The sequence below is a fragment of the Microcoleus sp. B5-D4 genome (assembly GCF_036705145.1).
Lineage (GTDB): Bacteria > Cyanobacteriota > Cyanobacteriia > Cyanobacteriales > Microcoleaceae > Microcoleus.
The window spans coordinates 1-5042 of the sequence record NZ_JAUBTV010000163.1 but is presented as its reverse complement, the minus strand read 5'-3'; the positions used below and the strand labels follow the sequence as shown (position 1 = coordinate 5042).

The following is a 5042-nucleotide window of genomic DNA, read 5'->3' as shown; positions in this document are numbered from 1 at the left end:
ACGGGGAATGCCACACTGCTACAAGTTGCTGCGACTGGCGAGGTTTTGGCTCAGGTTTTTGGCGCTGATAATTCTCTGACTTCTCCGAATTTTTTGACTCTGGCTCGTTAAGACCAAAGCGCATTAAATTCGCTGCATTTTTCCTAAAATTATAGCAACTCGGTTTATTCAAGAAACCGAGTTTTTTATTTGCGCTAAAAAAATATTAAGCCGATGAATTATTGCTGATTCGACTTGCTGACGACCCTGAAATTGGTTGTTGGTGAATCATTCATTCTTGACAAAAGCCAGAAAACGAAGTTGATAACTACAAAATTTATAACCATTTTTTGAGTGAAGCATAGATTATCTGACATTCGGTTGATTGACAGTCCTAAAATTGGTTTTTGATAAAGAATCAAGTCTGAGTAAAAATCGGAAAGCTAAGCTTTATTTACTACAAACACGAATGATTGTCAACTGCATTTAGGTAAAAAAATATCGAATTAAAAGGTATATTTTCGTAGATTGCGATCATTCTTTTCATCATAAAATAATTGAGCACTACGTCTAAATTGGCTAAAAAACCCCTGATTTACCAGGTAAATACAGCTAACTGCTACTTTAGGAAGATGTCGCGCAAAAAAAAATCGAAGTAAATAGAACTTGTTAAGTATGCGAAGTCGAGAAATTAGTAATTAGAGATTTCCATTAGCAATTAACAATAATATCTACCACTGAAGATTGACAATTAACAAATCAAGGAGCTATCTAACTCATGAAAAATTTATGGTGCAACTACTCTTCGCCAATTCACAAATCAAGTTGCGATCGCCGCGACACGGACTGCATAAAAGTTTCTTTGATTGGGGCGCCGTTAGTCAGCGATCGGGCGAGCTATATTTCCTGTTTAACAAAAGCGAGTCGGGGCGTCAAGACTAAACATAAAAAACATTTAGTTTGCATCGATCCGAGGGTAGAGAATTATCAGCATCTTGCCAGCGGAGTCAAACCGGGGACAGAGATAATTGTCCTCGATCAAACTCTGGACGGAGTAGAACAAATTACCGAGATTCTCGCTAAACGCAGCTTAATTGCCAGCCTTCAGATAGTTGCTCACGGCAATGAAGCTTCCGTGCAATTGGGATCAAGTGTACTGAAGGATGAAAACTTACCAAAGTACGATCGGCATTTGCAGCAGTGGCGAAATGCCTTAAGCGAAAAAGCCGATATTTTATTATTAGCGTGTAAGGTTGGGGCTGGAAAATCAGGGATTGCTTTCGTGCGGAAGCTGAGAGAATTAACAGGCGCAAATATAGCGGCTTCCAACAATCTAATTGGCAGTACAAAATTAGGAGGAAACTGGCAATTAAATGTTACAGCAGGACAAGTAAAAACCGCAATAGCCTTTGAAACAAAAACCCAGGAAACTTACAGCGCTGTCCTCATTAATTTAGTGGACGAAAGTTTTCAAGACGCACGTCTAATCGGGCCTTGGATCTCTGGCGTTACTGGCACGTCAGACGCTCCCGCATTAACAGCAGGAACCGGAACGGAGAGTTTTCCGGGTTTGAACATAGACCCGGTAGGCAGCGGGGCGTTGAGATTAACTACAAGAACTTTTGACCAATCTACTTTTGTCATCTATAACAGTCAGGTTCCCGTCAACAGCGGTCTTAACATTGTCTTCGATATATTTGCCTACAACGGCACAGCACGTCCGAATTTACCAGGGCGGACAGGGGACGGCATAAGTTTCTTTTTAATTGACGGTACGGTGACGCCAACACAAGCTGGAGGCTATGGAGGTTCTCTCGGCTACGCGCAAAATAGAGATACAAATCAGTCCGGTTTACGGGGAGGTTATTTAGGAATTGGATTGGATGAATTCGGAAATTTCTCAACTGAAACTCAAGGGCGTGTAGGCGGAATTCCGGGGGGGCGTAGAGCAGATTCGGTAACGCTTCGAGGTAGCGAAGTTAGGCAATATCAATTTTTAACTTCTACGTTTGTGCCGCAGGGAATAGATAATATTCCCGATACCGTAAATCCTCTGCCACCAAACGGGCCGACCAACACCATTACTAGCAGCCGCGAAGCAGCCAGAAGAAGAGTTCAAATTATTTTGGAACCCCCCAATTCTGCAACGCCAAACCGTCTCACTGTTAACTTTGACCTCGACAATGATGGTTCGTTTACAGATGTGGGCGAGACTATTATCGACATTGACAATTTAGAGGAGATAAATGGGCCAATCCCGGCAACATTCAAATTTGGTTTTGCTGGTTCAACGGGAGACGCAACAAATATTCACGACATTCGCACTTTGTCGATCCAAACTATAGACGTGCCGCTTACTACAGCAGATGTTGCCTCAACGAAAACAGGCCCGGCGGCAGCGGCACCGGGCAGCGCCATTACTTACACAATTACGACAGTAAATAACGGCCCGAACGACGCCGAAAACGTGGTGATTGAAGATAGATTGCCCGTCGGGGCAGTATTAACTAGTGCTCCGGGCGGCGGCACTTTCAACCCGACAACGAGACTGGTCACCTGGCCAACTATTCCGAATTTACCTTTTGGGGCTACCACCACCCGCACCGTAACTGTTACCGCCCCAACTACACTTGGCCCTATTACCAACAGTGTATTCAGCAGCAGCAGCACGATCGATCCCGTACCCGCCAACAACAGCGGCAGCAGCCCGTCGGCAAGAGTCACCACCACTATCACGAACGATATTGCCGATGTAGTGACGGTCAAAAGCGGGCCCCCTACTGCGGCGGCGGGATCGACAGTCACCTACACAATTACGGCCACTAACAGTGGGCCGAGTGCGGCAACCAATGTGGCGATCGCCGACACCATTGTTCCGGGCTTAACAGGAGTCAGCGTGTCGGAGGGCGGAAGTTACAACGCAACTACAGGTATTGTGACTTGGACGGCGATCGCATCCCTAGCCAGGGCCGCCAGCGCCAACAGAACCGTCAGTTTCGCAGTTCCCGCCACCGGTGGCACCGTCGCCAACACTGCTAGCAGCACCTCAACGAGTCCAGACCCCAATCCTGCCAACAACAACGGCACCAGCCCTCAAGCGCGAGTTACCACTGCTATCACCCAGAGTGCCGATGTAGAGACGGTCAAAACCGGGCCGGCTACTGCGATCGCGGGTTCGACTGTCACCTACACAATTACGGCCACTAACAGTGGGCCGAGTGCGGCAACCAATGTGGCGATCGCCGACACCATTGTTCCGGGCTTAACAGGAGTCAGCGTCTCGGAGGGCGGAAGTTACAACGCAACTACAGGTATTGTGACTTGGACGGCGATCCCATCCCTAGCCAGGGCCGCCAGCGCCAACAGAACCGTCAGTTTCGCAGTTCCCGCCACCGGTGGCACCGTCGCCAACACTGCTAGCAGCATCTCAACGAGTCCAGACCCCAATCCTGCCAACAACAACGGCAGCAGCCCATCGGCAAGAGTTACCACCACTATCACCGATAGCGCCGATGTAGTTACGCTCAAAACCGGGCCGGCTAATGCGATCGGCGGATCGACAGTCACCTACACCATTCTCACCGAAAACAGAGGACCCAGTACCGCCACCAACATCACCGTTACAGACACCATCGTTCCCGGTTTAACGGGGGTCACAGCATCTAACGGAGGTGTTTACAACCCAGCCACAGGCATTGTCAGCTTTCCGCCCATTGCCAGCTTAGCTGACGGCTTGACCGTCAGCCGGACTGTCAGATTCCCAGCCCCGGCGACCGGCACTGTCAGCAACACGGCAAGAAGTACCTCAACCACTAATGACCCAAATCCCGGCAACAACAACGGCCGCGAGCCCGGCGCAACTGTTACCACCAGCATCGCCACTGCCCCAACTCCGACTCCCCCACTCCCACCGACTCCGACTCCGACTCCCGCCAACCAACCACCGATAGCTAGCAACGTCAACCTCGAAATCGCCCCCAGCAGCACTGTAGCGATCGCAGGACTCGGAGGAAGCGACCCCGACGGCTCGATCGAATCCTTCACCATCAACACCGTCCCACCAGCAAATGAAGGGCTGATATTTTTAGGCAATCCCGATACTGGCGGTACTATTGTCACCCCGGGTCAAATTCTGACACCTGCTGAGATTAACCAATTATTTTTCCAATCGACAGGCAACTTTACAAAAGCAAATTTCACCTACAGCGCTACAGACAACCAGGGTGCCACCAGCCCTGCCAGCGCTACGGTATCGGCGCTGCTGCCGGTGCCAAACGAACCGCCCGTAGCTAACAACGTCAACCTTGAGATCGCCCCCAGCAGCGCTGTGGCGATCGCAGGACTCGGAGGAAGCGACCCCGACGGCTCGATCGAATCCTTCACCATCAACACCGTCCCACCAGCAAATGAAGGGCTGATATTTTTAGGCAATCCCGAAACCGGCGGCCGGATTGTCACCGCCGGTCAAATTCTGACACCGGCTGACATCAACCAATTATTTTTCCAATCGACAGCCAACTTTACAACAGCAAATTTCACGTACAGCGCTACAGACAACCAGGGCGCTACCAGCCCCGCCAGCGCTACTGTCTCTGCCATTCCCCTGAACGAACCAACACCGGCGCCAACACCCACACCACCAACACCGGCGCCAACACCCACACCACCAACACCGGCGCCAACACCCACACCACCAACACCGGCGCCAACACCCACACCACCAACACCGGCACCAACACCCACACCACCAACACCGGCACCAACACCCACACCACCAACACCCGCGCCAACACCCACACCACCAACACCCGCGCCGGAACCAACACCCGCGCCAGAACCAACACCCGCGCCAGAACCAACACCCGCGCCAGAACCAACACCAACACCTGCGCCGGAACCAACACCCACACCCGCGCCGGAACCAACACCCACACCTGCGCCAACACCAACACCAACACCCACACCCACACCCACACCCACACCGGAACCAACACCAACACCCGCGCCAGAACCCACCCCCATATTCAACCCAGTACCCGAACCCGATACCAGTTGCGGTTGCG

1 protein-coding gene is annotated in these 5042 nt (G+C 51.1%); it reads left to right on the top strand.

Translation table 11 applies throughout. The features are described from left to right. Positions 1-757: 757 nt before the first annotated feature. On the top strand, positions 758-5042 hold a 4285-nt coding region (locus tag QUB10_RS33695; RefSeq protein WP_333207461.1), incomplete at its 3' end, for a DUF4347 domain-containing protein.